24 protein-coding genes and 5 pseudogenes are annotated in these 25,830 nt (G+C 68.7%); 15 read left to right on the forward strand and 14 right to left on the reverse strand.

Translation table 11 applies throughout. From position 1 onward, the window contains the following. Positions 1-154 precede the first annotated feature (154 nt). The 3 genes from ABN273_RS48155 to ABN273_RS48165 are packed head-to-tail and all read left to right on the forward strand — an operon-like array spanning position 155 to position 5,086. Positions 155-1,120, forward strand: coding sequence for a PaaI family thioesterase (locus tag ABN273_RS48155; protein WP_349456339.1), 966 nt, complete (start codon positions 155-157; stop codon positions 1,118-1,120). Beyond that, positions 1,104-2,270 carry a CaiB/BaiF CoA transferase family protein gene (locus ABN273_RS48160; RefSeq protein WP_349456340.1) on the forward strand — a complete coding sequence of 389 codons (1,167 nt, stop codon included), beginning with the start codon at positions 1,104-1,106 and terminating at the stop codon, positions 2,268-2,270. Before ABN273_RS48155 ends, ABN273_RS48160 begins: the two co-directional genes overlap by 17 nt. Beyond that, the gene (locus tag ABN273_RS48165; RefSeq protein WP_349456341.1) at positions 2,267-5,086 is read left to right on the forward strand and encodes an FAD-binding and (Fe-S)-binding domain-containing protein; all 2,820 of its coding nucleotides are present in this window, start codon (positions 2,267-2,269) and stop codon (positions 5,084-5,086) included. The genes ABN273_RS48160 and ABN273_RS48165 overlap by 4 nt, the downstream gene beginning before the upstream one ends. Positions 5,087-5,121: 35 nt before the next feature. Here the strand turns inward: ABN273_RS48165 and ABN273_RS48170 are convergent, their stop codons facing one another. Beyond that, complete coding sequence (locus tag ABN273_RS48170) at positions 5,122-6,738, reverse strand: PucR family transcriptional regulator (RefSeq protein WP_349456342.1); 1,617 nt, start codon at positions 6,736-6,738, stop codon at positions 5,122-5,124. Between the two features lie 222 nt (positions 6,739-6,960). Here ABN273_RS48170 and ABN273_RS48175 point away from each other — a divergent pair, with 222 nt between their 5' ends. Continuing rightward, complete coding sequence (locus tag ABN273_RS48175) at positions 6,961-8,310, forward strand: SLC13 family permease (protein WP_349456343.1); 1,350 nt, start codon at positions 6,961-6,963, stop codon at positions 8,308-8,310. Between the two features lie 202 nt (positions 8,311-8,512). On the opposite strand, the gene ABN273_RS48180 is transcribed toward ABN273_RS48175, so the two are convergent. Continuing rightward, positions 8,513-9,109 carry a hypothetical protein gene (locus ABN273_RS48180; RefSeq protein WP_349456344.1) on the reverse strand — a complete coding sequence of 199 codons (597 nt, stop codon included), beginning with the start codon at positions 9,107-9,109 and terminating at the stop codon, positions 8,513-8,515. 92 nt (positions 9,110-9,201) lie between these two features. Here ABN273_RS48180 and ABN273_RS48185 point away from each other — a divergent pair. Continuing rightward, positions 9,202-9,492, forward strand: a pseudogene (locus tag ABN273_RS48185) (cellulose binding domain-containing protein); the annotation flags it as partial. A 49-nt stretch (positions 9,493-9,541) separates the two neighbouring features. Here ABN273_RS48185 and ABN273_RS48190 read toward each other — a convergent pair. Together ABN273_RS48190 and ABN273_RS48195 are read right to left on the reverse strand one after the other, a co-directional pair. Continuing rightward, a pseudogene (locus ABN273_RS48190) lies at positions 9,542-10,166 on the reverse strand (transposase family protein). A gap of 208 nt (positions 10,167-10,374) precedes the next feature. After that, positions 10,375-10,701 carry a rhodanese-like domain-containing protein gene (locus tag ABN273_RS48195; protein WP_349456346.1) on the reverse strand — a complete coding sequence of 109 codons (327 nt, stop codon included), beginning with the start codon at positions 10,699-10,701 and terminating at the stop codon, positions 10,375-10,377. Between the two features lie 76 nt (positions 10,702-10,777). On the opposite strand from ABN273_RS48195, the gene ABN273_RS48200 reads away from it, so the two are divergent. Together ABN273_RS48200 and ABN273_RS59920 are read left to right on the forward strand one after the other, a co-directional pair. After that, positions 10,778-11,278 (forward strand): TetR/AcrR family transcriptional regulator, encoded by a 501-nt coding sequence (locus tag ABN273_RS48200; RefSeq protein WP_349456347.1) that lies wholly within the window; start codon positions 10,778-10,780, stop codon positions 11,276-11,278. Between the two features lie 45 nt (positions 11,279-11,323). Continuing rightward, positions 11,324-11,611 carry a Tn3 family transposase gene (locus ABN273_RS59920; protein ID WP_502911253.1) on the forward strand — a complete coding sequence of 96 codons (288 nt, stop codon included), beginning with the start codon at positions 11,324-11,326 and terminating at the stop codon, positions 11,609-11,611. A 131-nt stretch (positions 11,612-11,742) separates the two neighbouring features. Here the strand turns inward: ABN273_RS59920 and ABN273_RS48205 are convergent, their stop codons facing one another. Further along, on the reverse strand, positions 11,743-12,192 hold the full coding sequence (locus ABN273_RS48205) for an alpha-amylase family glycosyl hydrolase (RefSeq protein WP_349456348.1): 450 nt from the start codon (positions 12,190-12,192) through the stop codon (positions 11,743-11,745). 527 nt (positions 12,193-12,719) lie between these two features. Between ABN273_RS48205 and ABN273_RS48210 the strand changes: the two genes are divergently transcribed. After that, positions 12,720-12,920 (forward strand): hypothetical protein, encoded by a 201-nt coding sequence (locus ABN273_RS48210; RefSeq protein ID WP_349456349.1) that lies wholly within the window; start codon positions 12,720-12,722, stop codon positions 12,918-12,920. Between the two features lie 5 nt (positions 12,921-12,925). Here ABN273_RS48210 and ABN273_RS48215 read toward each other — a convergent pair whose 3' ends face one another. Then, complete coding sequence (locus ABN273_RS48215; RefSeq protein WP_349456350.1) at positions 12,926-13,567, reverse strand: response regulator; 642 nt, start codon at positions 13,565-13,567, stop codon at positions 12,926-12,928. Between the two features lie 147 nt (positions 13,568-13,714). Here ABN273_RS48215 and ABN273_RS48220 point away from each other — a divergent pair, with 147 nt between their 5' ends. From ABN273_RS48220 to ABN273_RS48235, 4 genes are all read left to right on the forward strand, one after another. After that, complete coding sequence (locus ABN273_RS48220) at positions 13,715-13,951, forward strand: universal stress protein (protein ID WP_349456351.1); 237 nt, start codon at positions 13,715-13,717, stop codon at positions 13,949-13,951. Next, positions 13,948-14,529, forward strand: a complete 582-nt coding sequence (locus tag ABN273_RS48225; RefSeq protein ID WP_502911249.1) for a universal stress protein — start codon at positions 13,948-13,950, stop codon at positions 14,527-14,529. The genes ABN273_RS48220 and ABN273_RS48225 overlap by 4 nt, the downstream gene beginning before the upstream one ends. 360 nt (positions 14,530-14,889) lie before the next feature. Continuing rightward, positions 14,890-15,417 carry a DoxX family membrane protein gene (locus ABN273_RS48230; RefSeq protein ID WP_349456353.1) on the forward strand — a complete coding sequence of 176 codons (528 nt, stop codon included), beginning with the start codon at positions 14,890-14,892 and terminating at the stop codon, positions 15,415-15,417. A gap of 430 nt (positions 15,418-15,847) precedes the next feature. After that, positions 15,848-17,521 (forward strand): sensor histidine kinase, encoded by a 1,674-nt coding sequence (locus ABN273_RS48235; RefSeq protein ID WP_502911250.1) that lies wholly within the window; start codon positions 15,848-15,850, stop codon positions 17,519-17,521. Here ABN273_RS48235 and ABN273_RS48240 read toward each other — a convergent pair. From ABN273_RS48240 to ABN273_RS48250, 3 genes and pseudogenes are all read right to left on the reverse strand, one after another. Next, positions 17,495-18,475, reverse strand: a complete 981-nt coding sequence (locus ABN273_RS48240; protein ID WP_349456389.1) for an acetate/propionate family kinase — start codon at positions 18,473-18,475, stop codon at positions 17,495-17,497. The genes ABN273_RS48235 and ABN273_RS48240 overlap by 27 nt on opposite strands. Continuing rightward, complete coding sequence (locus ABN273_RS59925; protein WP_502911254.1) at positions 18,409-18,645, reverse strand: phosphoketolase family protein; 237 nt, start codon at positions 18,643-18,645, stop codon at positions 18,409-18,411. Before ABN273_RS59925 ends, ABN273_RS48240 begins: the two co-directional genes overlap by 67 nt. 14 nt (positions 18,646-18,659) lie before the next feature. Beyond that, positions 18,660-19,472: pseudogene (locus ABN273_RS48250) on the reverse strand (phosphoketolase family protein); the annotation flags it as partial. A gap of 173 nt (positions 19,473-19,645) precedes the next feature. Between ABN273_RS48250 and ABN273_RS48255 the strand changes: the two are divergent. Continuing rightward, complete coding sequence (locus ABN273_RS48255) at positions 19,646-20,860, forward strand: MFS transporter (RefSeq protein ID WP_349456356.1); 1,215 nt, start codon at positions 19,646-19,648, stop codon at positions 20,858-20,860. Between the two features lie 461 nt (positions 20,861-21,321). On the opposite strand, the gene ABN273_RS48260 is transcribed toward ABN273_RS48255, so the two are convergent. From ABN273_RS48260 to ABN273_RS48270, 3 genes and pseudogenes are all read right to left on the reverse strand, one after another. Further along, the gene (locus ABN273_RS48260) at positions 21,322-22,824 is read right to left on the reverse strand and encodes a CU044_5270 family protein (protein ID WP_349456390.1); all 1,503 of its coding nucleotides are present in this window, start codon (positions 22,822-22,824) and stop codon (positions 21,322-21,324) included. Positions 22,825-22,887: 63 nt separating this feature from the next. Next, a pseudogene (locus ABN273_RS48265) lies at positions 22,888-23,058 on the reverse strand (sigma factor); the annotation flags it as partial. A gap of 24 nt (positions 23,059-23,082) precedes the next feature. Then, positions 23,083-23,325, reverse strand: coding sequence for a hypothetical protein (locus tag ABN273_RS48270; protein ID WP_349456357.1), 243 nt, complete (start codon positions 23,323-23,325; stop codon positions 23,083-23,085). A 244-nt stretch (positions 23,326-23,569) separates the two neighbouring features. Here ABN273_RS48270 and ABN273_RS48275 point away from each other — a divergent pair, with 244 nt between their 5' ends. Both ABN273_RS48275 and ABN273_RS59930 read left to right on the forward strand, forming a co-directional pair. Further along, entirely contained in the window at positions 23,570-24,433 is an 864-nt protein-coding gene (locus tag ABN273_RS48275; protein WP_349456358.1) for a CPBP family intramembrane glutamic endopeptidase, read from the forward strand. A gap of 79 nt (positions 24,434-24,512) precedes the next feature. Next, positions 24,513-24,632 (forward strand): annotated as a pseudogene (locus ABN273_RS59930) (transposase); the annotation flags it as partial. A gap of 163 nt (positions 24,633-24,795) precedes the next feature. Here the strand turns inward: ABN273_RS59930 and ABN273_RS48285 are convergent. Both ABN273_RS48285 and ABN273_RS48290 read right to left on the reverse strand, forming a co-directional pair. Further along, positions 24,796-25,560: a LysE family translocator gene (locus ABN273_RS48285; protein WP_502911251.1), complete on the reverse strand. Its 765-nt coding sequence runs from the start codon at positions 25,558-25,560 to the stop codon at positions 24,796-24,798. Further along, on the reverse strand, positions 25,557-25,694 hold the full coding sequence (locus tag ABN273_RS48290; protein ID WP_349456360.1) for a hypothetical protein: 138 nt from the start codon (positions 25,692-25,694) through the stop codon (positions 25,557-25,559). The genes ABN273_RS48285 and ABN273_RS48290 overlap by 4 nt, the downstream gene beginning before the upstream one ends. Positions 25,695-25,830: the final 136 nt, after the last annotated feature.

Here is a 25,830-nt window from a genome sequence, read left to right on the forward strand (position 1 = left end):
CGAATACTCCTGGAAGGCGAGAACGACTGTTGGTCCAGCCGAAGCTAGGCGGCCGGCACGTGCCCTGACATCGGGTGTTCGTGCAATCCCAGGCGCGTCGCGTTGGGAGATCCCACGTGGCCCTTCCGCCGCGGGGTGATGAAGCGTGGAGCACATGCAGTCACGCGACAGAGGAGGCGACATCGCCGCCAGGGCGCTCCGCGCCTTCGAGCTCACCCGGGTGACCGGCGCTCCCTGGTTCGCCGGCATGATGGGAGTCGAAGCGATGCCGACCGTCGGGCCGGCCACCCACGAACTGCGTTGCGAGGCAGGCGACGCGCTCGGCAGCGCGTCCCTCGGGCTGCTGGACATCGCGATGCTGGCCGATCTCGCGTTGGGCGCGGCACTGCGCTCACGGCTCGGTGCCGGGCGCCCGCTGCCCACGCTGACCCTCACGCTCGAGCTCGACCCGGTCCGACTGCCCACAGGGACGTCGGTGCGTGGCTGGAGCGAGCCCGTCACCGCCGGGCTCGGCCGCACGTACGGCGTGATCTTGCACGAAGGCAGGCCGATCGGTCGCTGCCTCGCGCTCTTCGCCGTGGCGGAATCGGCACCGGATCTCGCCCCGATGCCATGGGAGACGCCAGGTGGTGCGAGGAGCGCCGAGGGGCGGGCGGCGGAAACGCTCTCGGAGACGGAGCGGGCGATGCTTGCCGCCCTGCCCGCCCGTGGGGCGCCGGAGCTCGGCAAGGACTTCTCCTGGACAGACGCGCTGCTCGCGGCCGCGTGCACCGATGATCCCGACATGCCGGGTGACACCCTGCTCTCCCCGAACGCCGCGATGCTCAACCGCTCGGGACAGGTGCAGGGAGGGGTTCTGTTCTGGCTGGCGGCGACGGCGGCACTGGCCGGGGCAGCCGCCGGTGGCAGGCCGAGGCTGGTGTCGGGCCGGCTGCAGTTCTTGTCGGCGGCCCGGCCGGTCTCGCCGCTGTCCGCATCGCCCACGGTCACGCACGTGACCCGTAGAACATCGTTCGCACGCACGGAAATCCAGCAGGACGGCCGTCCGGTGGCGTCGGGAGAATTCGTCTTCCGGAACCGGAGCGGCGACAAGGAGGGTAACGATGACGAACACTCATAAGGCGTTTCCACTGGCCGGGCTCATGGTCGTGACCCTGGAACACGCCGTTGCCGCGCCGCTGTGCACCCGCCACCTGGCGGACCTGGGCGCCGACGTGATCAAGATCGAGAATCCGGAGGGCGGGGATCTCTCCCGGGCGTACGACACGGTGGTCGACGGCGAGTCCGCGTACTTCGTGTGGGCGAACTGGGGCAAGCGCAGCGTGACGCTCGACCTGAAGAGCGAACGGGGACAGATGGTCCTCGCCGAGCTCCTCGGCAGAGCCGACATCTTCGTGCACAACCTTGGCCCGGGAGCGGTCGACCGGCTCGGCTTCGGCCATGACGCCGTCGCGAGCAGGTGGCCGGAGCTGATCGTGTGCGCGATCTCCGGCTACGGGGCCGACGGGCCCTATCAGAACCGCAAAGCGTTCGACCTGCTGATCCAGGGAGAGGCCGGCCTGCTCTCGCTCACCGGACAGCCGGACGGTCCGGCGAAGGTCGGCATCTCGATCGCGGACATGTGTGCGGCCGTCTACGCGTTGTCGTCGATCCTGGCCGCGGTGCTGGACAGGTCACGTGACGGCGGCGGCCGATTCATCGACATATCCATGCTGGACTGCCTCGCCGAGTGGATGATGGCGCCGGCGTACCACCAGCTCTACGCGGGCAGGCAGCCAGGCCGCGCCGGTGCCCGGCACAACATGATGGTGCCCTACGGCGTCTACAAGGTCGGCGACGAGGAACACGTCAACTTCGCGGTGCAGACGGACGCGCAATGGCGCGCGCTGTGCAGGGAGGTGCTGGAGCTGCCCGACCTCGTCAACGATCCGAGGTTCGCCGGCAACGAGGCGCGCGTACGGCACCGGCACGAACTCGAGCCGCTCATCGAGGACCGGCTCAGGGCGCTCGGGATCGCCGAGGTCACCACCCGGCTCATCGCCGCGGGCGTGCCGACCGGCGATGTCAACGACCTGAGGGACCTGGTGGCGCACCCCCAGCTCGAAGCCCGTTCCCGATGGATCGAGATCGGTTCCCCAGCCGGGCCGGTGCGCGCGCTCAAGCCGCCGTTCAACCTCAGCGGCCTGCCCGACCGCCGCGCGAGCGTTCCAGCGCTCGGCGAGCACACCGACGAGGTGCTGGCGGGCCTGTCGTGGGACGCCGGCCAATGAGCGCAGCGGAAAGCCCCCGCGCCGACGTCGTCGCCGCGTTGCGACGCGCCGGTGTCACCGACGTGGACGACTCCACGCGACGTCGCGCCGAGTACTCCACGGACGCCTCGTTGTATCGGGTGGTGCCGGCCGTCGTGGTGTTCCCGCGCGCAGGTGACGAGGTTTCCGCGGCGGTGGAGGTATGCCGCTCGCTCGGGGTGCCCCTCACCGCAAGAGGCGCCGGGACGTCCATCGCCGGCAACGCCATCGGACCGGGTGTCGTGCTCGACTTCTCCCGGCACCTCAACCGGATTCACGAGGTCGACCCGGAGTCGGCGGTCGCCGTGGTCGATCCCGGGGTGGTCTTGGACGATCTGCAACGGGCGGCGGCCCCGTACGCTCTGCGCTTCGGCCCTGATCCGTCCACTCACAGCAGGTGCACCGTCGGCGGCATGATCGGCAACAACGCGTGTGGCTCCCGCGCCCTCGGCTACGGCCGCACCGCCGACAACGTGGTCGGGCTCGACGTGGTGACCGGCACCGGCGACCACCTCCGAGTAGGCCCGGACGCCGATCCGCAGTCCGCACCCGTGCTGGCTGCCCTGGACGGTGTCGTCCGGTCGCGGCTGGCGGTGATCCGGACCGAGCTCGGCCGGTTCCCCCGGCAACTGTCCGGCTACTCGCTGGAGCACCTGCTGCCGGAGCGGGGGTTCGACGTGGCCAAGGCGCTGGTCGGCACCGAAGGCACCTGGGCGGTGGTGCGGCGGGCAACTGTACGTCTGGTTCGCGCGCCCGCCGCCACCCGGCTCGTCGTGCTCGGCTATCCCGACATCGCGTCCGCCGCCGACGCGGTGCCGTCGCTCCTCCCCTTCGCCCCTGTCGCCCTCGAAGGGCTGGACTCGCGGATCGTGGACGTCGTCCGTCGGCGCAGAGGAGCCCCAGCCGTGCCGGAACTGCCACGTGGTGGCGGCTGGCTGCTCGTCGAGCTGGGCGAGGACGACCTCGACGGACGGGCTGCGGCGCTCGTCCGCAACTCCGGCGCGCTCGGCTCGCGCACGGTGCCGACCAGCGGCGAGGCGGCAGCGCTGTGGCGGATCCGGGAGGACGGCGCCGGCCTGGCCGCGCGAATCTCCGCCGCAAGGCCTGGCCTGTCCGGCTGGGAGGACGCCGCCGTGCCTCCCGAGCGTCTGGGGGCCTACCTGCGCGACTTCGAGGCGCTCCTGGCAGAACGCGGGCTGACGGGAGTCCCGTACGGGCATTTCGGAGACGGGTGCGTGCACGCGCGCATCGACTTCCCGCTGGGCCACGCAACCGGACGGGAATCGTTCCGGGCTTTCCTCGTGGACGCCGCGAAGCTGGTGGCCAGGTACGGCGGCTCGATGTCCGGAGAGCACGGAGACGGCCGTGCCAGGAGCGAGTTGCTGCCCCACATGTACTCGCCGGCCGTCCTGGATGCCTTCACCGCGGTCAAGAGCGTGTTCGACCCGCTGGATGTGCTGAACCCTGGAGTCATCGTGCGGCCCCGGCCCGTCGACGCCGACCTGCGACTGGTGTCCGCGCGACCGCACCGCGCAGCATTGGGCTTCGCGTACGACGCGGACGGCGGAGACTTCCGCGCGGCCGCGCATCGGTGTACCGGGGTAGGCAAGTGCCGCGCGGCCGGCTCCTCCGGAGGGGCGATGTGCCCGTCGTACCGCGCCACCCATGACGAGAAGGACTCCACCCGCGGCAGGGCGAGGGTGCTGCAGGAACTGGCCAACGGAGCACTCGTGACGGGCTGGCGGTCATCCGAGGTGCTCGAGTCGCTCGACCTGTGCCTCGCCTGCAAGGCGTGCTCCGCCGAGTGCCCCACCGGGGTGGATATGGCCACGTACAAGGCCGAGGCCCTGTACCAGCGCTACCGTGGCCGACTGCGGCCGGCCACGCACTACTCGCTGGGCTGGCTGCCCACCTGGGCCCGGCTGGCCTCCCGCATGCCGCGATTCGCCAATCGCGTGATGTCCGGTCCGCTGGGCTCTGCCGGCAAGAGGCTGGCAGGCGTCGATCGCCGGCGCTCCGTGCCGGCCTTGGCGTCGCGCACGTTTCGGCGATGGTTCGCCCGGCATCCGGTCGCACCGGGCAAACCGGTCCTGCTGTGGGTGGACACCTTCACCAACAACTTCGCCCCGCACATCGGTGTCGCGGCCGTGCGGGTGTTGGAAAGCGCCGGCTTCTCGGTGACCATCCCTGACCGCGAGCTGTGCTGCGGGCTGACGTGGCTGTCGACCGGACAGCTCGGCACCGCCCGCCGCGTGCTCGGGCACAGCGTCGCAGCCCTCGCCACGGCGGCGCGGAACGGCGTCCCCATCGTCGGGCTGGAGCCATCCTGCACCGCGGTGTTCGCAGGAGACGCCCTCGAACTGCTCGGCCCCGGCCCCGACGTCACCGCCGTCGCACGGGCGGTGAGCCCGCTCGCCCAACTGCTCGCCACGGTCGAAGGCTGGCATCCGCCCGATCTGAGCGGCAGGTCGGCGATCGTGCAACCGCACTGCCACCATCAGGCGGTGCTGGGATTCTCACCGGACCGGGCGCTGCTGGAGCGGGCGGGCATCGACGTCAACGTGGTCGAGGGTTGCTGTGGCATGGCCGGCAACTTCGGCGCCGAGCGCGGCCACTACGATCTCAGCGTCGCGGTAGCCGAGCTCGCGCTCCTTCCCTCCGTACGCGCCGCCGCTCCCACGACGGAGGTGCTGGCGGACGGGTTCTCCTGCCGCACCCAGTTGGAGCAGCTCGCCGGCCGTCGCGGCAGACACCTCGCCGAGCTGCTCGCCGATGGTCTCGACTCCAGTGACGCCTGACGCTGCCGGTGAGACCCCTGCAAGCGAGGCCGCCATCATGGTGTGGAGGCTCCCTCCCGACCCTCCACCTCGAGCACGCGGAGCTGCACCCCAACCGCCAGCCGCTGAGTGTGGTCGCCGATGTCCAGCCCGGAGATCTCACCGAGCCGCTGCAGGCGGTGTCGCAGCGTATTCGGGTGCAGCACGAGGCGTTCGGATGCCTTGGAGACCGATCCGAACTCCTCAAGATAGACGCGCAACGTGCGCAGGTAGTCGGTCCTGTGCCGCTGGTCGTGCTCCAGCAGCCGCCGCAACTGGGCGCATATCGTGAAGTCCGGGCCACCGATTGCCCGTTCTACGGGCAGCAGCACAAGTTCCGGCCAAAGGTCCTCGACGGTCACGATTCGGTGAGCGGCGGAGCGCGTGTCACGCATCGCCACGTGCAGCAAGTCGTCCACGAGCCGGCGCGCGGCTGGAATCGCCGCCAAATCCGGCACCCACGACCCGATCGCCGCGTGCAAGGCCACGCCCATGTGCTCGAGCTGGTTCAGCGACGGCTTGACGCGCCGCACGATCCTGGCGTGCGCGCCGTCGCCTGGAGTGGGGATGAGGGCGTAGTAGGTCGACCCGTCCAGCAGCACACCAGCCGCCGGGTCGATGCTGCTCATCTGCAGTGACAGCAGGCGCAGGACCCGTTCCTCCAGCACTTTCGCACCAGCGCTCGCCCGCGAGGATGCGGCGTTCCGCCCGAACCCGACCACCGCGAAACCCGCCTGGCCCTCCAACCCGAGTTCGGCCGCTACATGCCTCTCCGAGGCGGCATCGCCGTACAGCAGCCCGCGCAACATACGTGTCCTTGTCGCCCGGTCGGTGTCCTCCACCAGGCGATGCCTGAGCATGAACGGCACCGCGAGGCGGGCTGCCCGCAGCAGCGCCGCCTCAGCCTCCCGGCCGAACGCGTACTGGCCTTCGGCGACGGATATCTCGCCGAGTATCTCGCCTTCGGAGGAGATCACGACCCGCAACCGAGTCCGCAGCCCGGGATATCCCTCCACCCGGACCACGGAATCCGGGCGCCGGAAGGTCTCGTAAGCGCTCCGGTCGGCCGTGAACCGCTCGATCCACTGGTCGGGCGTCCTTCGCCCCAGAATGGTGTCGCGCCGTACGCTGTCGATCTCGTATCCCTGGACGGAGTAAGCGACGACCTGGTGCGCGCGGTCGTACAGCACCACCGAGCCCCCGACCAGCGCGGCGATGGCGTCGGCCAATCCATACACGTTGCTCGGCGCCAGGCGTTCACTACGGGACTCGGGGTCGGCGGCCGTGGCCGAGATCAGCGTCCGCACCAGGATCACGAGCTGTGCCCACCCCAGTCGCGGCGCGACGCGCAGGATGGAGACACCGCACTCACGCGCGGTCTGCGCCGGCCCCGGATCGTTCGTGGCCCGGAACGCCACGGCTGCCGCTCCCGCCTCAGCTGCCTTGGCGACGAGGTCGCCGGCAGCGGGGGCGCCGGCGTCCACGCCGACGGCGAGCACCAGTTGCCCGCGTTCTACCGGAGACTGCGGGTCGTGGATGGTCACGTCGCTGACGACCGCGGCACCCTCACGAACGACGGCCTCCCCGTGCAGCTGCTCCGAACCCAGGGTGGCGAGAAGGTCACTGAGCTTCATCTGATACTGCCGATCCTCGCTGGCGGTGCCCTCACCGAGATATATGCCATTTGCGACATTCGCCCCAGAGTAGCCGATCCCTCTCCGCCCGAGGCGTCGTCTATTCATCCAACGGAGACACCGCTCTTTTGGAGTTTCTGCTGACGTGATCCACGTCACACATTCCTACCATCGTGGCAATCGCATGGCCTGCCATGCATCAGCAAGATGAATCGAGGCAGCATGTCCCCCGAAGTGATCGCGCTCCTGGTGCTGGGAGCCGTCTTCCTCGTAGCCACGGTCAGGCCTGTCAACATGGGCGCACTGGCCCTGGTCGCCACGTTCATCGTCGGGACGTTCGTCTACGGCATGTCCGACAAGGAGATCCTGGCCGGCTTCCCCGGCTCGATGTTCGTCATCCTCGTCGGCGTCACATACCTGTTCGCCCTGGCTATGCGCAACGGCACGGTGGACTGGCTGGTACATGCCGCGACTCGCGCCGTCGGCGGGCGCATCGTCCTGATGCCCTTCGTCATGTTCCTGATCCCAGCAGCGATCACCGCCATCGGCGCGGCGGCGCCCGCCGCCTGCGCCATCACCATCCCCTTGGCCTTGCGGTTCGCGCGCCGTTACGAGATCAACCCACTGCTCATGAGCCTCATGGTCATCCAGGGCACCACGGCCGGAGGCTTCTCGCCCATCGGGATCTACGGCGTGATCGTCAACGGTGTCACCGACGGCGCAGGCCTGGCCACGAATCCCCCGCTCCTGTTCGCCGGCACGTTCGCAGCCTCCTCCGTCCTCGGCGCAGCCGCGTTCCTCCTCCTCGGCGGCCGCAAACTGATCGGCCGTCGGCACGAGAGCCCGGCCAAGCCCCAGGCGGAGACCGTCGGCGCGGCCGTCGCCGGCGGTACGCCGGCACCCCACCACCCCGGAACGGCCGCAGCCACCACGACGACGCAGGACGCCGACCAGTGGGCCGAGGAGCGGCCGACGTTGGACGTGCAGCGTGTCGCCACCCTTGTAGGACTCGTCGCGCTGATAGTGGCCACCTTGGCACTCGACCTGCACGTCGGTTTCGTAGCACTGACGATCGGCGTGCTGCTGACCGTGGCCTTCCCTGCCACCGCCAAGGCGGTCGTCGACAAGGTGGCATGGTCCACCGTCCTGCTCATCGGCGGCATCATGACATATGTCGCCATGTTGGAGGAGCAGGGCACCATCACGTGGCTTGGGCGGGGCATCGTCAGCATCGGCACGCCACTGATCGCCGCCCTGGTCCTCCTGCTCATCGGCGCCGTGGTGTCAGCGTTCGCATCCACCACAGCCCTGCTGGGCGCCGTGATCCCGTTGGCCACCCCGCTCCTGCTGGCCGGCGATCTCAACGTCACTGCCGTGGTCGTGGCCCTGTGCGTGTGCAGCTCCGTCGTCGACTGCAGCCCGCTGTCCACCATGGGCGCCCTTGCCGTGGCCAACTCCGCCGAGGAGGACCGCGAAAGGATGTTCCGCGGTCTGATGGCATGGGGTATGTCCCTGGTGCTGATCGCCCCTGCCGTGCTGTGGACGTCCCTGATCCTGCCCACTGCCTCCTGACCACGCTGGCGGTATCGGTTGGCGGCTACCTCCCGTGGGCGACCCTGGTCATCGGGGCCCTCCTGATCGGGCGCGGCGTGTGGTTGCTGTCCAGCCGGGAGCCACTGCTGCGCCTGCCGGCCTACCACCGGCCGCACCTCCACCTCCCCGCTGTCCCTGTACGGCTACGGCCTGTCCTCCCCCGGAAAGGCCCGATGGCCTGTCACCAACGCTTGGTGTAGTCCTTTCCGCGCTTGATCAGGGACATGTAGTGCTTCTTGTCGCCCGGCAGCGCGTCTTCCACTGCGTATGTGTATGAGCCGTACGGGCTGGCGTCCTGTTGGACGTTTGAGAGGTTGGGCAGGCAGCCGCACAGAGTCAGGTGCCAGACCGCCGCGTCGGCGTTGATGTGGATGTCCCTCAGGTTCGGGCAGCTGTCGAACTCCAGGCGTTCGGGGAAGACGCCACCGTAGTCTTCGTCGATCCCGTTGTGGAATGTGCTGAGTGGGGAAGCGGGCCCGACATAAAGCGACTCGGCGTGAACGAGGCAGTCCTCGAAGGGCAGGTCTCGCAGGCGTGATCCGGTGTCCAGGCGGATGTCCTGGACACCGCCCTTATACTCCGACTCGCGTAGGTGCAGCTTTTCCAACACCGGGTGTGTGAACACCGACGCGTTGACAAGACCGCCGTGGATGGCCAGTTCGCGGAGGTTCGGACACGAGGCGGCGAAGTCGAGCCCACCGAAGTCAGCAGTGGTGAACTTGTACCGTCCGATGGTGAGTTTGTGCAGCAGACGGCCGTGCATCCGCAGGAACTCCACCAGCCGATCCCGGCCGGCCTCGGGAAGCCCTTCCGCCAGCAGAGCGAGACTTCACCACACAGGGAGGCACGACCGGTGCCTGCTCGGCCACCCCGACCGTGCAGTCCCAGTGGGGGAACGGGTATGTGATCCAGCCGCTGACCATCACCAACACCAGCACCTCGACGATCACCAGCTGGACCGTCACCTTCACCCTGCCGGCCGGGCACACCCTGACCGGCTCATGGAACGCCACCATCACCACCAGCGGCCAGACCGTCACGGTCAGAAGTGTCAGCCACAACGGCACGCTCGCGCCGGGAGCCAGCACCACCAGCTTCGGCTTCCAAGCGAGCAGGCCCAACGGCAACACCGCCCTGCCGTCCGGCTACACCTGCGCCTGACCATTAGGGGCATGCTACGCCGTAGGGGTCGCGCAGAGTAGGCGCGTGTTCATGGTCGGCGGTTTGGGCGTTGGGCCCAGCAGTAGGTCGTCCATGCCTGTCGGATCAGGCTACGGACGGTGATGATTGTGTCGGCGAGGTCGAAGAAGGCGTCGATGACGGTGGCGCGGCGTTCGTAGTGGCGGGCGGGGCGTTGAAAGCGTCCTGCCAGGCGTGCGTGCGTTCGACGTGCCACTTTTGGCTTGCCTGGATCGGCTCGGGCAGTGGGACCAGATCGTCCAGCCGGTCCAAGGTCGGGGCGAGCGGCCGGGGGTCGTGGCGGTTTGCCCCGGCCAGGACGCGGCCCAATGGGATGCCGTAACCGTCGGTCATTGCCGAGCGTTTCAGACCTTGTTTGCCGTGGTCGATCGGGGAGCGTCCGGCGACCTCGCCGCCTCCGGGAGCCTTGGTGATGGAGCCGTCGACCGCGATCTGGTCGAGGATCAGGCCGACGATCCGGTCGTAGGTGGCCAGCGCGATCTGTAAAAGCTGCAACAACTTGTCGAAGACGATCCGGTCACTGATCCGTCGTCGGTGACAGCCCAGGGGTGGCCCGGGTCGTGGTCGGGCCGCGGCAGGAGCGCGGCGAACTGGTTCCATAAAGGCTCGGTGAGCCAGGACGGCAGTACAGGCACGGGCCTGCCAAGTGATCATGGAGTGTCGCGGCTTCGTGATCAAAGGTGGCCTGTGACGATGCGATTCTCGCTGCCGACCTCCACGCTGTCTGGGCGAGTTCGTGGCTCGACTACCGAGCGGGCCACCTCGACTCGGGCGTGACGCAGAGATGTGCGACTACCGGGGGAGGGGCAAAGCTTCTCGCGTTGCCCCTTCCTCGGGTGGGGATCAGGCGGATTCGGTGGGCAGGCCGGCGCCGGCCCAGTCCTCTATGCCCTCGCGGTACTTGCGGACGTTGGTGTAGCCGAGGGCGGTGAGCCGGTCGGCGACCTGTCCACTGTTGGAGCACGCCGGGTTGGAGCAGTAGGTGACGATTGCGGCGTCGAGGTCGGGGAGCAAGGTGGCTGCCAGGTTGTCGACATCGTCCCTGATCAGTGCGATGGCGCCGGGCAGGTGCTGCTTTGCGTAGTACTCTCCGCCCAGCGTGTCGACGACAGTCACGGTGCCCGCGTCGATCGCCGCCTTCAGCTCGTTTCGGGTGATGAGTGCGGTCATGTCACTACCTCCAAGACGATCGGACTGTAGTCCGGTTGTGGCTCACGACAATAGCGGACCGTAGTCCGATTCTTCAATGCCGTTGGAACTGCTGCACACACCACCCCCCAAGGAACGGGTGGACGCGGGACGTAACCGGGCGGCGATACTGGAGGCCGCAGCCCGGCCATTCGCCGTACAGGGCGTAGAGGCGGTCTCCACGGACCAGGTGGCCGCTGCCGTCGGCGTCGGCAAGGGCACCTTGTTCCGCCGGTTCGGCGACAAGTCCGGGCTGGCCGCCGCTCTGCTGGACGCCCGGGAGCGCGTGCTGCAGGAGGCAATCCTGCATGGACCGCCACCACTCGGCCTCGGAGCGGCAGTCGACGAGCGGCTCACCGCGTTCGTCGACGCCTGTATCGACTACCTACTGGAGCACCTAGATCTGATCCGGATGCCGGAGACAGCGGCACCTGGTGCTCGATACCGGATCGGGGCCCACCGGTTCTGGCACCGCCACATGGCGATCCTGCTCGGCGCCACCCCTGACCCCGAACACACCGCCCATGCCGTACTGGCCGCCTTGTCGGCCGGACAGTGAGCCAAGGCTCAGGCCACCCCGCGAACCCGCGCGAGCTCTAAGTATCTGTCGGACCCGGCCTACCGCCGCAAGACCGCCGGCCGGCTGAACAAAGGCGAGAGCCTACACGCGCTGCGCCGAGACCTGCACTATGCCCAGCAGGGCGCCGTAACCAAGCCGGCCTTGGCCGATCAGACGGACCGGGCGTGGTGTTTGACCGTTTTGACCAATGCTGTCATTACCTGGACGACGGAGTGCTATTCGCTCGCTGTACGGCAGTTGCGGGCGACCGGCCGGGACATTCCCGACGAGCTGCTGGCCCACATCTCCCCCGGCGGCACAGCGAGAACGTGAACTTCTTCGGTGTGATCACCGAGGATGTCGAGGCGGAGTTGGCCAAGTTGGACGGCGGCGGCTGGCGGCCGCTACGTCCGACGGCGATGGAACCTCAGGTTTGATGTGACCGGAAGGGCTTCTCCTTCCGGTCACATCGTCCGGGCGTGAGAATCCAGGTCAGCGGTTGTCTTCGGTGTCACGTGTCTCGTGGTTGTGCGGTAGTTGGCTCCGGTGTTCGTCGGGGCGGGGACAGCGAGCGCGTCATCTATAGGTCGCCAGAGCTTGTCGGCCTCGGAGACATACCCCACGGCGCTGAGCACGGTGATGCGTCCCTCGTGAGGGCGTAGCAATCTGCTTGTTCCCGAGTGGCGGGCCCGCCGGTGACCGCGCCGGTTGTTGGGTAGCCCGCCGCCCGCTGAATCGCACCAGATGTACCAGTCGCGCATGGGGTCGTCTGCGGAAGAGCGGGACGCCACGAACCACGGATGGTCGATGGAGGTGTGATTGGGCACGAAGTCGAGGATCAAGCGCAGCCTGCGGCGGTGTGCTTCGGCCAGCAGATGGTCGAAGTCGGCGAGAGTGCCGAACAGGGGGTCCATGGCCAGCGAAGGCACTCCTCCGTTCGCCGCACGGGTCAGCAGAACCTGACGTCACCTCTGGCGTAATCGCAGGCGAACTTGCCGCGATCCGCCCAGACTTCGGCCGAGAAGTTGATTCCTTTCCGGCCCCGCAGGCGGTCCGCAACGGCCATGCCGACGCGGTTGTTGTGATGATCGACGAGGTCCCAGACCTTGCGCTCGTTGGTGTGCCGCTCGTGATTCTGGCCGATCCACTCCGCGAACTTCCGGTATGGGAGTCTTCGGCGTGATGCGCCATTTCATGATCATGCGGCGGGCCTTCATGTCGCCGTTGCGTTGCCCGGCCCGTTTCCCCGCCACGGGCACTCGCATTTGTGGTCAGTCTGCCTCACCGTCGCAAGGCCCGAGAATGCACATTTATGCACACGACGCGAAATTGTGGAGCGCCATTGCGTCATGCGCCCCCGCTCGGCCCAGTGGGGCTGCCGACGGGGGTCAGCGAGTGCACCGCCACTAAGGAGGTGCACGCCTTGGTGGATCCGTAGAGCGTGGCGAGCTGTTTGCAGCGCGGCCTGGCGCTCGACACCGCCATGGCCGACTGGCGGTTCTACTTCCACGGCGCCGTTCCTGACCGAGTGTCGGCGCCGAGCTCATCGATGACGCCTACGAAGTGCATCAACCCCGGCAGGTCACTCCTGCTGTTGGAGATGTTTCGCGGCGCTCTGCTGTCGCGGCTGTCACGTGCCTGAGCCGGTCAGTCGCGCCGGTCGTCGCGGAGCCGGGCGGCCAGAGCGGCGGCCTGGGTGCGGCGTTGCATGTTGAGCTTGGACAGCAGGTTGGACACGTAGTTCTTGACCGTCTTCTCGGCCAGGAACATCCGCTCGCCGATCTGCCGGTTGGTCAGCCCCTCGCCGATCAGGTCGAGAATCTGCCGCTCCTGCTCCGACAACGCGGCGAGCGGGTCCTTCCTGGCTGCCTGCTCGCGCAGGCGCTGCAGCATGGCAGCAGTGGTCTGCGGGTCGAGCAGGGACTGCCCGGACGCCACCGTGCGGACCGCGCCGACCAGGTCGGAGCCGTGGATCTGCTTGAGCACGTAGCCGGACGCGCCGGCCATCACCGCGTCGAACAGCGCGTCGTCGTCGGCGAACGACGTCAGCATCAGGCAGGCCAGCCCGGGCAGCTTGGAGCGCACCTCGCGGCACACGTCCACGCCGTTGCCGTCGGGCAGCCGCACGTCCAGCACAGCCACGTCCGGTTTGAGCGCCGGGATGCGGGCGATCGCCGACTCGGCGGTGCCGGCCTCGCCGATGACCTCGATGTCGTCCTCGGACGACAGCAGAGCTGCCACACCCCGGCGCACTACCTCGTGATCGTCGAGGAGGAACACACGAATCATGCTTGCGACGCTATCCGACGATCGGCATGACTCGAAAGACAACAGGTCCTGGATGCGGAGGGCCAAAGTCCTCATTTGTAAGGCCGTTCGGCGCTGTCCTCGTCGCCCTGCTCAAGCGTGTCCTGTAAGGGAGATCGAGGAGGGGCCATGATCCTGGTAGGAGTGGACGGCTCGCGGGCGGCCCTCGAAGCGGTCGGCTGGGCCGCGCATGAGGCGGCCTTGCGTGAGGTGCCGCTGACCGTGGCGCACGCCATGCCGCGGTGGGCGTACGAGACCGAGTCCGGCCGCTACGCCCAGGTGGCCGCGCGGATGCGCGCGGGCGGCCCACTGTGCTGGTGGTGGCAGAGGAACGGGCACGCCGGGAGCAACCGAAGATCAGCGTGAACACCACATTCCTGCCCGATGACCCTCGCAGTGCGCTGATAGGCGCGGCGGAGGACGCCGAACTGCTGGTGGTGGGCAGCCACGGGATCGGCGGCTTTCGCGGGATGCTGGTCGGATCGGTCGCCTTCGGCGTGGCCGGGCACGCTCCGTGCGACGTCGTCGTGGTCCGCGAGCCGCCCTTGTCATCACGCGGTGAGATCGTCGCCGGAGTCGACGGCTCGCCGGCGTCTGGCCGGGTGCTGGAGTTCGCGGTCGCGGAGGCACGGCTGCGCGGTTCGCGGCTGCGTGCCGTCCATGCCGCCGCAGGCCAGTGGGGCCCGGCGGGCCTCGACGAGCCGGGTGCCATGGAGGACGTACTGGAGGCGGTCGCCGAGCGGCATCCGGACGTCGACGTCGTCGAAGAGGAGGTGCGCGGCCATCCCGTCGAGGTGCTGCGGCAGGCCGCGAACGGCGCCGACCTGCTGGTGGTGGGCTCACACGGGCACGGGACAGTGACCGGGATGCTCCTGGGATCTGTCAGCCAGGAACTGCTCCATCATGCACTCTGCCCCCTCGCGGTGATCAGGAGCGCGAGGTGATCACCTCCGCCGGCCCCGCCGCCTGGCTCGCGCCCCTCCCTTCCCTCCACGAGAACAGGAACTCTGACGGCCATCCCTAGCCGGCATGCCGTTGGGGTCCCGGAGCCGGCTGGAGGCGCCACTCTGTCAGCAAGCAGTACTCGACCACGGCCGACGGTCTTTGACGGTGACTCGCATCGCAGGCTCCTCCTTCGATGCTGACTCCATTGCAGTGATCCCGTCGGCGCGCGTAGAGGCCGAGGTCCCGGCGCGCGGGAGTAGTTGGTCAGGCTGGCACAGCACCAGCGCGCCTCCCCGGCCGCCACCAGCAGCCGCCTGACCGCGAGATCGATGACGCATCCGCAGCGAAAGGGGGCCGTCATGGCCGCCACCATCAACAGGCCCGTCACCCCGACCAGCATGGGCACGCCGGCGCGCCGTCCGGTCGACTACGTCTGGGCGATCGCCCGGATCTCGATCGGGTGGATCTTCCTGTGGGCGTTCCTGGACAAGACCTTCGGCTGGGGGTTCGCCACCCCGGCCAACCGCGCCTTGATCTCCGGCGGCAGCCCGACGACGGGGTTCCTCAAGGGCACCGGCGAGAACGCGCTCGGCGGCTTCTTCAGCTCCCTGGCCGGACAGGCCTGGGTGGACTGGCTGTTCATGGCCGGACTGCTCGGCATCGGCCTCGCGCTCATCCTCGGCATCGGCACCCGCATCGCCGCTGCCGCTGGCAGCATCATGCTGGTCCTCATGTGGGCGGCCGAGCTGCCTCTGGCCAACAACCCCTTCATGGACGACCACATCATCTACTCGATCGTCCTGGTCGGCCTCGCCCTCGCCAACGCCGGCACCACGCTGGGCCTCGGCAACCTGCCGATCGTCCAGCGCAACCCCTTCCTGAAGTAGTGCGCGTGGCAACGCGCCCGCCTCCAACGATCGGAGGCGGGCGTCGCGGTGTTCGGATCAAGTGGGTGAGTGGCCCGCGTGGAGCAGCGCTCCCGCCCTCCCACCAATCAGCCTGTTCGGCGTACAGTTCGACGTACTCGTGGCGAACGGCGCGGAAGCGTCACGGCTGGGTGTTGAGCGCAGACGGTGCCTGCCCAGCAGCTGCCGGACACCGAGCTCGGTAGCGGGTTGAGTGGACATGACGCACCTCCCGCGCCCGACGCTCCCGCCCCGGTAGGGCTGGACGGCCCCCGCTTCGGCGCCGAAAGCGCCTGGCCGCGGACGGCTCGAACACGCTGCCCTCGGCTCGCCGCACGCCCGCGGTGGTGTTGCTGGTTCCCTCCCTGCTGCGACACTGATCGGTATGTCCGAGAGTGAGCATCGTCCGCTGATGCCCCAGATGCGGCTCGATGAACTGCTGGCAGAGCTGCAGACCAGGCTGAACGCCGTACTGGCCACGCGGGATCGGGTGCACGCGCTGCTCGAGGCTGTGGTGTCGGTGGGCAGTGACCTGGACCTGGAGACCGTGCTGCGGCGGATCGTGGCGACCGCGACCAAGCTCGTGGACGCCAGCTACGGGGCGTTGGGCGTGGTGGGAGAGGATCGCACGCTCATCCAGTTCATCCCGGTGGGGCTGAGCGAGGGGGAGATCGCCAAGATCGAGCACTGGCCGCACGGGCTCGGGCTGCTCGGTCTGCTGATCAAGGACGCCCGGCCGCTGAGGCTGAGCCGCATCTCCGACCATCCGGAGTCGTACGGCTTCCCGCCGGGACACCCGCCGATGGGCACCTTCCTCGGGGTGCCGGTACGGGTGCGGGACGAGGTGTTCGGCAACCTGTATCTGACCGAGAAACGTGGCGGCGGCGACTTCGACGAGGAGGACGAGGCGGTCGTCATCGCACTGGCGACCGCAGCGGGCGTCGCGGTGGAGAACGCCCGGCTGTACGAGGAGTCCCGGCGGCGCGAGACCTGGCTGAAGGCGTCGTCGGAGATCACCACGAGCCTGCTGTCCGGCGCCGACCTTCATGAGGTGCTGACCACGATGGCGGCACGTGCCCGGCAGATGTGCGACGCCGACCTGGTGCAGGTGCTGCTGCCCGAGGCATCGGGCGAGACGCTGACCGTGGATGTGGCGGAGGGCGAAGGAGCCGGCGAGCTGCTGGGGATGACGTTCGAGGTCTCGGCCACGCCGGCCGGCGAGGCGTTCAGGCGGGGCGCGCCGGTGTCGGAGCGGGATCTGCCGAGCGGTCCTTACCCTGACTCAACGTTGCGGCGGCTGGGTTACGGGCCCGCCCTGATGGTGCCGCTGGGTACGGCGCCGCAGGTGCGCGGGGTGCTGGCGCTGGCCAAGCGGAGCGGACGGCTGTCGTTCAGCGGGGCCGATCAGCAGATGATGGAGTCGTTCGCGGGGCAGGCGGCGGTCGCGCTGGAGCTGGCCGAGGCTCGGCGTGATGCCGAGCGGCTCGGCCTGCTGGAGGACCGGGATCGCATCGCCAAGGATCTGCATGACGTCGTCATTCAGCGGTTGTTCGCGACCGCGATGACGTTGATGAGCACGGTAAGGCTGGTGGAGCGGCCGGAGGCGGGCAAGCGGTTGCAGCACGCGATCGACGAGCTGGACGAGACGATCCGGCAGATCCGCTCGTCCATCTTCGCCCTGCAGACCCCGCGACAGGATGCTGCTCCGAGTCTGCGTACGCGGATCGTCGATCTGGTGGAGGGGGCGGGCAGGCATCTGGGGTTCATGCCGGGACTGCGCATGGAAGGCCAGATCGACACCGTGGTACCCGAGCAGGTCGCCGAGCATCTGCTGGCCGTGCTGCGCGAGGCCTTGTCGAATGTGGTACGCCACTCCCGCGCGACCCGGGCGGAGGTTTCGGCGGAGGTGGCCGACCATCGGCTCACGCTGGTGGTCACCGACAACGGGGCCGGCCTGGGAGAGGAAGGACGCCGCAGCGGCCTGCGCAATATCGAGGAACGGGCCGCCCGCCTGGGGGGCACCGCAGAACTGGAGGCTCCTGAGGAGGGCGGCACACGGCTACGCTGGCACGTCCCCTTGGACTGAAGCATGGCTGGTCGGCGGGACCACGATCGATGAAACGAGTGCGTGGGCCTGGCGGGCGATCTCCCGTTCCTCGTCGGTCGGGATGACCAGCACGGACACTTCGGCACCCGCGGGGGAGATGAGCCGCTCGCCGGCCGCGTCGGCTCGATTGAGTGCCGGGTCCACGGTGATGCCGAGCCGTTCGAGCCCGGTCAGGGATTCGGCGCGGGTGGCGGCGTCGTGTTCGCCCACGCCGCCGGTGAACCCGATCGCATCCACCCGCCCGAGCAGCGCGTAGTACGCGCCGACGTATTTGCGGATGCGGCGGGTGTAGATGTCCAGGGCGATCCGGGCGGTGTCGTCGTCGCGGGCGCGTACTTCGCGCATGTCTCTGGTGCCGGCCAGGGCGAGCAGGCCGCTGCAGTGGGTGAGCGCGTGCTCGACCTGCTGGGCGTCCAGCCCGTTCACGCGGGCGAGGTAGCCGGTGAGGGCCGGGTCGATGTCGCCGGAGCGGGTGCCCATGACCAGCCCTTCCAAGGGGGTCATGCCCATGGAGGTGTCGATGCTGCGCCCGCCGGAGATGGCGGTGGCGCTGGCGCCGTTGCCCAGGTGCAGCACGATCAGGTTGAGGTCGGTCAGGTCGCGGCGGAGGAAGGCGGCGGCGCGGCGGGAGACGTACCCGCAGGAGGTGCCGTGGAAGCCGAAGCCCCGCACGCCCCACTCCCGGGGCACGGCGTAGGTGTAGGCCTCGGGTGGCAGGGTGCGGTGGAAGGCGGTGTCGAACACGGCCACCTGCGGCACCTCGGGGAACGCCTTGCGCGCGACCCTGACCCCGGTGAGGTTGACCGGGTTGTGCAGGGGAGCGAGCGGGGCCAGTTCCTCGATGGTGGCGATCACGTCGTCGTCGATCAGCGCTGCCTCGGTGAAGCGGGTTCCGCCGTGCACGATGCGGTGCCCGACCGCGATGGGCGCCAGTTCGGGCCCCGCCGCGGCGAACGCTGGCGCAGGTGCGCGGCGGTGGTGCCGAGGCCGGGGACGCGGTCGAAGACGTCCATGACCAGGTGGTAGCGGTCGATGTCGTTGAGCATGGCCATGTCGAAGGGCGTGGTGGTGGTGCCTTCTTCTTTGTAGCCGCGTACGTGCAGGTTGTGGTGGCCGTGGCGGCGATCACGTCGCGCAGGAAGGCACCGAGCACCCTGGTGGGTTCGCTGGTCTGCTGCGCGGGTGCTTTGACCACCACGGCGTAGTCGCGGAAGTCCGGCAGCCGCAGCGGCTTCAGCAGCTCGCCTCCGTTGGCGTACAGACTGGCGCTCATCCGCAGCGTCCCTTCGGGCACCGTCTGCAGCAGCGCGGGCACCGGCCTGCCGTCGGCGTCGAACAGCTCTTCGGGCCGGTAGGAGCGCATCCACGCGTCCAGCATGGCCAGGTGTTCGGGGTTGTCGCGGACGCCGGACAGCGGCACCTGGTGGGCCCGCCAGGTCCCCTCGACCGGCAGTCCGTCGACCTCGCGCGGTCCGGTCCAGCCCTTCGGCGTCCGCAGGATGATCACGGGAAGGCGGTCCGCGAGGCCGTCCTTGTAGGCGGCGATCTGGTCGAACACCTCGTCCAGCGTCCGCGCCATCTGCTCGTGGTCGGGGCCGACGAGGTGCGGGCGATAGCCGTACCCCTCCGTGAGCTTGATCAGCTCCGTCTCGGGGATCCGGGCGAGCAGCGTGGGGTTGGCGATCTTGTAGCCGTTCAGGTGCAGGATCGGCAGGACGACGCCGTCGCGGTAGGGGTCGAGGAGCTTGTTGGAGTGCCAGCTGGCGGCGAGCGGGCCGGTCTCGGCCTCGCCGTCCCCGACGACACAGGCGACCACGAGCCGCGGGTTGTCGAACGCTGCGCCGAAGGCGTGCGTGAGCGAATACCCGAGCTCACCGCCCTCGTGGATGGAACTGGGCGTCTCAGGGGCCACGTGGCTGGGGATGCCACCGAGCGGTCGGAGGTCGTACAGCTGGCGCGGGTACATCCGCACTGCGTAAGTCCCCGAAGGTCAGGACCTTGGTCCATAGGCCGCCACAGGACCTGTCAGCTGGGATGAGACGAGGACACTTGCGCGGCATTCAGCCGCGGCCACCCATGAATCCACGCCCAGGTGAGGACGACATGACGAACACGCCGACCGGCCACAGGCCCGCTTTGATGCTCGGCCTGGCTACTGTGGGCTTCGCGGTGAACTTCTGGGCGTGGGCGCTGCTCAGCCCGTTAGGGCCGCGTTTCAAAGAGCTGCTCGGGTTGTCGGCTGGGCAGCAGGCGCTGCTGGTCGCCGTACCCGTGATCGTCGGCTCGCTCGGCCGCATCCCGGTCGGCGCTTTGACCGACCGCTTCGGCGGACGGGTGATGTTCCCCCTCATCTCCGCCGCCACCATCGTGCCCGTGCTGTTCATCGGCCTGGCTGGGCAGACCTCACTGGCCGCGCTGCTGATCGGCGGGTTCTTCCTCGGCATCGGCGGGATCGTCTTCGCCGTCGGCGTGCCGTTCGTCAACGCCTGGTTCCCGCCGCATCGGCGCGGACTGGCGGTGGGGATCTTCGGGGCCGGGATGGGAGGCGCCGCGGTCAGCGCGCTGACGACCGTCCCCCTGGTGAGAACCAGCGTCGCGGCCACTCCCTTCCTGATCACCGCCATGGTTCTCGCCGCCTACGCCGTCGTCGCGTGGCTGGTGCTGCGGGACGCCCCCGGCCGCACCGTCGCGACCCAGCCCCTGATGGCACGCATGGCGGCCACGTTGAAGTTGTCGATCACGTGGCAGGCGTGCGTGCTGTACGCGGTCGCCTTCGGCGGCTACGTCGCCTTCTCCGTCTACCTGCCCGCCTACCTGCAGACCGGCTACGGGCTCGAGCAGGCTGACGCCGCCAACCGCATGGCCGGGTTCGTGGTGCTGGCAGTCCTGGCCCGGCCACTCGGTGGCTGGCTGTCGGACCGCCTCGGCCCCATCCCCGTGCTGACCGGCGTATTCGTTCTCATCGCCGTCATGGCCGGGGTGCAGGCACTCACGCCGGGACTGATGCCGCTCGGCACGGTCGCGTTCCTCTCCATGGCCGCGGCGCTCGGCGCGGGCAGCGGCGCCACCTTCGCCCTCGTCGCCCAGGTCGCACCTCCCGACAAGGTCGGCACGGTGACCGGCCTGGTCGGCGCCGCAGGTGGCCTCGGCGGCTTCGTACCCCCGCTCGTGATGGGCTTCATCTACGGACGGCTCGGCTCCTATGGCCTCGGCCTCGGTCTGCTGGCCGTCACCGCTGCGCTCACCCTGGCTCTGACGGTGACCGTGATCCGCTCGGTGACTGTCCATCGCAAGACTCAGCATGTCGGTGCCCGCTGAACTACTCGTTCGCCGGTGGTCCGGCCGGACCCGGGCACGCTCCGGCCAGCCGGGACGGGCTGGAAGTGGGTCCGGTCGATATCCGCGTAGAAAGGGGCAAACTGCCGCTTGAGGTACCGACGCCGCAGCGTCCCCGAGCGTCGTGGCACCTGCGAGCGAATGCGATCGTCGTCGGCTGGCTCGCGCAATCGCCCATGCTGGGCGCACAACAACAAGATCCCGTCAACCTGCGTCCAGCCGTCTCAAGAACCGCCCTGGCGTTGGCGGGAGGGGCGTCGGGTAGGCCTTGCTGGTTGACCAGGGCCCATAGGGGGTGGCGTTCGACGTTGACGAGTTGGCCGACGACATTGGCGAGCGGGGAGTTTCCGTATCCGAGGGTCAGCGCGGCATGGAATTCGAGGCCGAGGGCGACGAATTCGCCGATGACCTCCTCGACCTGGCCGCCCCCGGCTCAGGTGAACTCAGTCCTGCGGGCGCTCTCCCAGCTCGTCAACCCAGCTCATGTTCTCGTACGTCACCCGCAGCCTCGGCTCCGCATCTCCCTTTGCGCGGTACTCCGACGCGATGAGCTCGGCGGCATTCTTGCTGATGACCAAGCGGTATTCCCCTCCGTCGGAGGGGTCGGAAGACTGCATCGCCAGCGCGGTCCCGGTGCGCCCCAGCGCGTCGGTCGCGTCCCCCAGCGACGTGATTCCCGGCTGCTGGGCGAGCACGCGGAGGAAGGCGGCACGGGTCTGAGGCGTGGTTGGAGCTGACAACAGGCTGTGCGCCACATCGGACCAGAGGTAGTCCTCGAACTTCGGCTTGCTGCCGCCCTCCCAGTTCTCGTCGGATTCGCTCTCGTAGGCCTGCCACAGTGCGGCTTCCAGCTTCTCCGGCTGGGTGGGTAGATTTTCCAGCTGGCTGAAGGTGATCTCCTGCGAGCCGAGCGTGAACTTGTACGGCATGTCATCGTCGTTATTGGTGCTCGGCTTCTGCGGCCAGAGCGGCTGAGATCCGGCGGCCTTCCACTTGGCCTCGTCCTCAGCGGATGCGAAGGTGACCTTCACGTCCTGGTTGGTCACGGTACGGGTGATGTCTCCCTTGTCCAGCGCGTTCCAGGAGTCCTGTGTGTGGGTGGCGAATGCGTTGAACGGCAACGGGGCAGGCTTGCCGGTCTTGGCCGACCCGGGCTCGCCTCGGGGGACGATGATCCGCTCGGAGGTCCGCTCACGGGTGTACCAGTACTTCCCCGGCGTGGAGGCCGGCTGGCGCTGCGCACGGGTGGCACTGGCGAGCAGGACGTCCCGGGCGTTCAGCGTGATGCCCGGTGCCGACGAGGCCGGTCGAGTGGCGGCTGCACCGATCGGCGCGGGGTCCGCGGTGATGAGCCGTCGGACGAGGACCGCGGCGGCGGCGGCGAGTCCGGCGACGGACGTACCGGCGATCAGTACGAGGAGGCGACGCTGGGACATGGAGAACCGCCGGGAATGGTCGGGGACACGAGGAGAGCGCAACATGCGGGCGAGGTCGTCCGAACGGTGCCTCTGGTAGATCTCATCGGTCAGCTGATCCAGCTCGACCGGCTTGAGCTGGGCGGACATGCGATCGGTCGGGTCGGCTTCCTGGTGGGGAGAGCGGGGTCGATGCGACATCAGGCCTCCTTGAGGGGGTGGGGCGGGCGATACGCGGGAATCGGGAACGGCGTCATCACGCTTCCTCGGGGAGCCCACGGCGGGCGCGTGGCCAATACGCTCGAGCGCTTTGCGTCCCGCCTTGCATGGCCTTGCCCAACCGGCGGCGCGCCCAGTGCAGCAATACGTTGTAGGTGCGCGTCGAGCAGCCCATGACGACGGCGGCTTGGTCGGGTGGCAGACCGTGCCAGGTCGCCAGGCCATCACCTCCAGGTACCGCTCGGGCAGGCCGGCCAGGGCCGCCAGCGCGGTATGCCGGTCCACGACATGCTCCGCGACGTCCCACATCATCTGGTCCTGGGGGCTGCTTAGCTCGGTTATACGCTCGACCAGCGAACGGCTCCTCTGACGTGAGTCGCGCTGCCGGGCGAGCAGGTTCCGGGCCACGGCGAGCAACCAAGGCACCGGCGGATGGGGCAGATCGTCCAGACGCTTCCAGGCGATCAGGAAGGTCTCGTTCGCCACGTCCTCGGCCAGGCCGTGCTCGGTCCGCAGCAGGGCATAGCCCAACACGCTGCGGTAGTGACGGTCGTAAAGGTCGGTGAATCGTCATTCGGGATCGTCCACACCAGTAATCCCTTCCAGCCGCCTCAAATTACAGCGGGGTCGCAAACTTTTCCTGAGATACGGCGCCCCCGCCTGGCGGGAAACGGGAACACCCACAGGCAGAACCGGACGCAGGTGCTCGCGCAGCATGCTGGTGACGAAGGTGAGAGTTTTGGTGGACACCGGCAGACGGCAGGTGTAGACAGCTTGAGTGTCGCCCCCGGCAGGCTCGTTGGTCTTGTTCACACACCGCGATATCCCTGCCGGGGCGTCCTTGCGCAGCGGATCCGCGTGTCGCCGCCGGTCAGGGGCCCGAAAGCTGCCGGTATTCGTATCGTCGCCGTGTCGCCGTGCTCTTGGCGGGCCGGGATCTGGCGGTCAGGACATGCGGGCGAAGCCCGCGGCCGACGGAGCCTACATCGAAGTGTTTACGGGTCGACCCTCCTCCGGTCCGATGCCGAAGATTCCGGAAACGGGCAGGATCGAACCCATGGTGACGACGGACGCCGGCTCACGCGGCCGCATGATCGTGACCGGGGTAGGTCTCGCGGTCTTTGTCTTGGCGTATGGATGGTTTCTCGTCACGGGTACCACGGAGATCAGGTCCTCAGCCGACCCCGGCGCGCCGGGCGAGAGCCTGTGGGCGGCCCTGCTGCCTGCCCTCGCGGTGATGGCGCCCGCCCGCCTGATCCCGTCCGCGACCGCGCCGTCCCAGCCCCTGACCGGTCTGCCCCGGTCTCGGCTCCGGCGTGAGACATGGCTGCTGGTCGCCGCTGCGGTCGTGTTCGCGCTGCTCGTCGCCGGACGGGCGCGCGGCGACTGGTACCCGCTGCTCAAGGTCCTGCTCTTGCTCGCCTTGCCTCTCGTGATGTTCCGCCTGTCACGCGGCGGCGGCCCACGGGCGCGCGCGATCCCGCGGCCGGCCGCCTGGCTGGCTCCGCTGCCCGCCGTGGCGGCGTGGTTCGTTCTCACCGAGATCGGGCCGTTCGCCCCGCCCCTGACGCAAGCACTGCCCGATCCGGTGACGCTCGCCATCACCTCCCTGGTGACCCTGCTGACGGCGAGCGTCCTCGAGGAGATCTTCTACCGCGGCTGGCTCCAGACCCGCCTGGAGGTCCTCTACGGCCGGTGGCCGGCGATAACCTTCTCGGCCCTGCTGTTCGCCGCCATGCACGCCACCCGGGTCGACCTCACCGACCCCGTCCCCGGGCTCGCCTCGATCGTCGCCGTCCAAGGCGTGTTCGGCCTCATGACCGGCTACCTTTGGGCCTGCTACCGCAACATCTGGATTCCCATCCTGATTCATGTGGTGAGCAACCTGGTCTACGTGGACCTGCTGCTCGACGGTATCTGAGGGGTGTGTCTGATTCGAGTAGATTGCGGTTATGGGCTTCCCGCCGTAGTTCGGAGACCGAACCGGGAGAGGTTTGGTCGTGGCAGACACCACGAGGCGTCGCTTTGATCCGGAGTTCCGGGCGGGTGCGGTGCGGATCGTCAAGGAGATCGGCAAGCCCGTTGCGCATATCGCGCGGGATCTTGGTATCAACGAGGACACGCTGCACCGGGTGCAGATGGATCGGCATGTCAAGGACGAGGACGTGGCCCGGCTATCCCCGCTGGACCACGCCCACCTCAACTGCCTGGGACGCTACGCGATCGCTTCTTCGGCCCCGGACAAGGGCCGACGAGCCGGCAGGCGATCTTCGCCGAGTTCGCTCACTGCTGCGTGAGCGCCAGCTTCACGCCGAGCGCGGCGAACGCGGCGCCGAAGCCGCGCCGCATCCAGGCCAGCACGGCGGGCCGGGAGATCACGTGGTTCCTGACGGCAGCGGCGAAGAGGCCGTAGCCAGCGAAGATCACGAACGTCAGCAGCATGAACACGCCACTCAGCTCCACCATCCGGACCGTCGCGGCCGGGTCGCCGGTGCTCACGAACTGCGGCAGGAACGCGAAGAAGAAGATCGACAGCTTCGGGTTGAGTACGTTGATCAGCACGCCGTCGGCGATCACCTTTGCCGCCGGGCGCGGGGCAGCGTCCTCCTCGACGCTGAGCGTGCCCTGCTCGCGCAGCGTGGGCCAGGCCATGAAGAGCAGGTACGCCACGCCGGCATACTTCAGCACCTGGAAGGCGACGGCGCTGGTGTGCAGCAGCGCCGCCAGGCCGGTGACGGCCGCGGCCATGTGCGGAACGATGCCCAGTGTGCATCCGAACGCGGCCACGACGCTTACCCGGCCGCCGCGCAGTCGGGGAGCATGCTGGCGACGGAGGTGAACGCCGCCTCGAAGCCGGACCACCCAGCCCATCACCTCCAGCAGCAGTTCCGGCAGATCCACGCGCGGCAGCATGGCCGCGAGGCGATTGCGCAGGTCGATCAGGAATGGCGGTTCGGGGAGCGCGGCCAGCTTGGCCACCTTGGAGTGCTGTCGGGCCCGCTCCTTGCCGGTGGCGGTCTCCGCCTTACCGATCAGCTCGGTCGTCACCAGCCCAGCATCTCCAAGCAGTCGTCGACCGACTTGCTCTCCAGGTAGGTCACGGTGGCCAGCAGGGTCACGAGCTGGCGGGAGTGTCCGTGCCCGTCGTCGCCGACGCCCTCGGCTATCACGGACAAGACCACCGCTCGGCTCCTCAACGAGGGCGGCGGCACGTGGAACCGATACGCCACAGCAGAACACGGATGGTCACCATCGAGCTCGCCCCCAACCTACAACTCACGGCAGTTGAATAGCCGAGTTCACCAGTATCTTCAGCAC

The organism is Nonomuraea sp. B19D2 (assembly GCF_040137845.1).
Taxonomy (GTDB): Bacteria; Actinomycetota; Actinomycetes; order Streptosporangiales; family Streptosporangiaceae; genus Nonomuraea.

Coding starts and splice junctions, on each gene's coding strand:
- ABN273_RS48155 (WP_349456339.1), top strand. CDS start 155: ATGCAGTCACGCGACAGAGGAGGCGACATCGCCGCCAGGGCGCTCCGC.
- ABN273_RS48160 (WP_349456340.1), top strand. CDS start 1,104: ATGACGAACACTCATAAGGCGTTTCCACTGGCCGGGCTCATGGTCGTG.
- ABN273_RS48165 (WP_349456341.1), top strand. CDS start 2,267: ATGAGCGCAGCGGAAAGCCCCCGCGCCGACGTCGTCGCCGCGTTGCGA.
- ABN273_RS48170 (WP_349456342.1), bottom strand. CDS start 6,738: ATGAAGCTCAGTGACCTTCTCGCCACCCTGGGTTCGGAGCAGCTGCAC.
- ABN273_RS48175 (WP_349456343.1), top strand. CDS start 6,961: ATGTCCCCCGAAGTGATCGCGCTCCTGGTGCTGGGAGCCGTCTTCCTC.
- ABN273_RS48195 (WP_349456346.1), bottom strand. CDS start 10,701: ATGACCGCACTCATCACCCGAAACGAGCTGAAGGCGGCGATCGACGCG.
- ABN273_RS48200 (WP_349456347.1), top strand. CDS start 10,778: ATGCCGTTGGAACTGCTGCACACACCACCCCCCAAGGAACGGGTGGAC.
- ABN273_RS48205 (WP_349456348.1), bottom strand. CDS start 12,192: ATGGACCCCCTGTTCGGCACTCTCGCCGACTTCGACCATCTGCTGGCC.
- ABN273_RS48215 (WP_349456350.1), bottom strand. CDS start 13,567: ATGATTCGTGTGTTCCTCCTCGACGATCACGAGGTAGTGCGCCGGGGT.
- ABN273_RS48220 (WP_349456351.1), top strand. CDS start 13,715: ATGATCCTGGTAGGAGTGGACGGCTCGCGGGCGGCCCTCGAAGCGGTC.
- ABN273_RS48230 (WP_349456353.1), top strand. CDS start 14,890: ATGGCCGCCACCATCAACAGGCCCGTCACCCCGACCAGCATGGGCACG.
- ABN273_RS48235 (WP_502911250.1), top strand. CDS start 15,848: ATGCCCCAGATGCGGCTCGATGAACTGCTGGCAGAGCTGCAGACCAGG.
- ABN273_RS48255 (WP_349456356.1), top strand. CDS start 19,646: ATGACGAACACGCCGACCGGCCACAGGCCCGCTTTGATGCTCGGCCTG.
- ABN273_RS48260 (WP_349456390.1), bottom strand. CDS start 22,824: ATGATGTGGGACGTCGCGGAGCATGTCGTGGACCGGCATACCGCGCTG.
- ABN273_RS48275 (WP_349456358.1), top strand. CDS start 23,570: ATGGTGACGACGGACGCCGGCTCACGCGGCCGCATGATCGTGACCGGG.